Below are 2,349 nucleotides of genomic sequence, written 5' to 3'. Positions count from 1 at the left end.
CTGGGCGGCTACATCACCGGTACAAGTGCTGTGATCGACGCGGTGCGCTCCTATGCGCCGGGCTTCATCTTCACCACGGCGCTGCCGCCGGCGATCGCCGCCGCCGCCACCACCTCCATCCGCCATTTGAAGCGCTCGCAGGCCGAACGCGATGCGCAGCAGCGCCAGGCGTCGCGGACCAAGGAGGTTCTGTCTGCCGCCGGCCTGCCGGTGATGGAATCGCCGACACACATCGTGCCGGTGCTGGTCGGTGACCCCGAACTCTGTAAGATGGCCAGCGACCGCCTGCTCGGCGTGCACGGCATCTACATCCAGCCGATCAACTATCCGACCGTGCCGCGCGGCACCGAGCGGCTGCGCATCACGCCGACGCCGTTTCATACCGATGCGCTGATCGCGGGACTGCAGGACGCGCTGGTCGAGACATGGGATGCACTCGGCATTCCTTACGGCTCCGCCGAACGGCCGGCTGTCGCCAAGAGCGACCGGATCATTCCCACTGCTGGTGCCCAAGTCAGGCGGATAAAGTCAGGGGGCGGAAGCCGCCGCCTGCTCAAGCCTTCTTCATCCACTTCGCCAGCCGGTGCGCGGCCTTAACGATATGCGACATAGGAAGGTACAAATGACACAGTCAGACTTTCCCTTACCGCTTGACGGCGGTTGCCGTTGCGGGGCCGTGAGGTACCAGGTGACCCGCGCGCCAGCGTTCATTTTCGCGTGCCACTGTACGGATTGCCGACAGCTGACCGCCGGCGCGTTTTCAATTGGAATGCCTGTTCCGAAGGAGGGTTTTGCGGTCACCGCCGGCGAAACTCGAGTTTGGACCAAGATCGCCGACAGCGGTAAGCCGAGTCACCAATACTGGTGTCCGATCTGCCATGGCTGGACGCACACGATTGCCGAGCTTTCGCCCGGGATGGTGATCGTACGGGCTACCACGTTGGATGCCTACGAATGGGTACGCCCGGTCGCCCAGATTTTCCTGCGCAGCTCCTATCCGTGGGCCCGACTGCAGGTGCCGCTGAACTACGAAACGGAGTTTGACGATACCGGGCCGCTGAAATCGGCGTTTGCCGATAGCGGCATTCGCCCCAAGATCAAGGAATAGACGTGAAGTCTTACTATTAGCTTACGGCAATATCCCATATGAGCATCAATATTATTGTAATATCCGGTGTTATAACTATTTTCGATTTGTTCTACAGACAGTTATCGTCACAGTCCAGAGAGAACACTATCATGAACATTTCACTTGAAGGCCGCAAAGCAGTCGTCACCGGATCCACGGCCGGCATTGGTCGGGCAATCGCAGAAGGTTTGGCGCGGGCTGGTGCGTCTGTCGTTATCAATGGCCGCAGTGAGGGCCGGGTCGCCGCTGCGGTGGCTGAGGTTAAGGCGCTGTCCCCGGATATCGAGATCACTGGCGTCGTCGCGGATCTGGCCACGAAGGAAGGCAGCGCGGTTCTTGCAGCCCAAGCTCCCGACGCGGACATCCTTATCAACAACGCAGGCACAGCCAATCCCAAACCATTTTCCGATCTCACAGACGAAGACTGGCTGGGCATGTTTCAGCTCAACGTAATGAGTGGTGTTCGCGCGGCACGTCATTACCTGCCGAAGATGGCGGCGCGCGGCTGGGGACGCATCGTGTTCATCAGCAGTGAATCCGCACTCGCGATACCCAAGGACATGATCGACTACGCCATGACCAAGACGGCGCAGTTGGCCATTTCGCGAGGTCTGGCCGAGACTGTTGCTGGGACGGGGGTGACGGTCAATTCGGTCCTTCCCGGGCCGACAAATTCGGAAATCATGTCAAACTGGATGAAGGCGACGGCCGCGTCCGAGGGCATCACGCAAGATGAGGCAGAGCAGAACTTTCTGAAGACCCAGCGCCCGACGACGCTCATCAATCGGTTCACCAGCACGGAAGAGGTAGCGAACATGGTTGTCTACCTGTGCTCCGATCAAGCATCCGGCACGACCGGGGCTGCCATGCGCGTGGACGGCGGCGTGCTTAGGCAGATCGCATAAGGATGAGGCGAGTTGTGGCGACGAATTGGCAGTGAGTTAGACCGATACGATTGAATGCCGCCGGTCACGGCGCCGAATGAGTACCGTCGGGTCGCAGAGTCGTTTCGGGTTGGCGTCGATCCTCCCAAGGACGCCAAAGGAGCCAGTCAGGCGCGGCGCGCCTGACTGGCTCCATCCTTCAGGGAATTGCACGTCGATGCTAAGCACCGACTTCGCGAAGGCCGGCCCACCGAACCGCGCATCAATGCCGTCCAAAGGGACACAGAACGCAAGTTCCGCTTTCGACAAGCCGTTGGGCGTTGCGCATCGCATACC

Annotated in this window: 3 protein-coding genes and 1 pseudogene; 3 read left to right on the top strand and 1 reads right to left on the bottom strand. The window is 60.4% G+C overall.

The window, feature by feature from the left end:
* The 3 genes and pseudogenes from EN943_RS36585 to EN943_RS36575 form a co-directional block, all read left to right on the top strand.
* Positions 1–526: pseudogene (locus tag EN943_RS36585) on the top strand (aminotransferase class I/II-fold pyridoxal phosphate-dependent enzyme); the annotation flags it as partial.
* A 162-nt stretch (positions 527–688) separates the two neighbouring features.
* Positions 689–1,108 carry a GFA family protein gene (locus EN943_RS36580; protein ID WP_206522887.1) on the top strand — a complete coding sequence of 140 codons (420 nt, stop codon included), beginning with the start codon at positions 689–691 and terminating at the stop codon, positions 1,106–1,108.
* A 131-nt stretch (positions 1,109–1,239) separates the two neighbouring features.
* Complete coding sequence (locus EN943_RS36575) at positions 1,240–2,034, top strand: SDR family oxidoreductase (RefSeq protein WP_127416568.1); 795 nt, start codon at positions 1,240–1,242, stop codon at positions 2,032–2,034.
* Between the two features lie 36 nt (positions 2,035–2,070).
* Here EN943_RS36575 and EN943_RS38095 read toward each other — a convergent pair.
* Positions 2,071–2,349: hypothetical protein (locus tag EN943_RS38095; protein WP_206522886.1), on the bottom strand; the 279-nt coding region annotated here is incomplete at its 5' end.

The organism is Mesorhizobium sp. M7A.F.Ca.US.006.01.1.1 (genome assembly GCF_003997935.1).
Taxonomy (GTDB): Bacteria; Pseudomonadota; Alphaproteobacteria; order Rhizobiales; family Rhizobiaceae; genus Mesorhizobium.
Note: the sequence above shows the minus strand (reverse complement) of the source record. Positions and strands in the feature narration are given on the sequence as shown.

Excerpts from the sequence above, each read along its gene's own strand:
- EN943_RS36575 (WP_127416568.1), top strand. The coding sequence starts at position 1,240 with ATGAACATTTCACTTGAAGGCCGCAAAGCAGTCGTCACCGGATCCACG.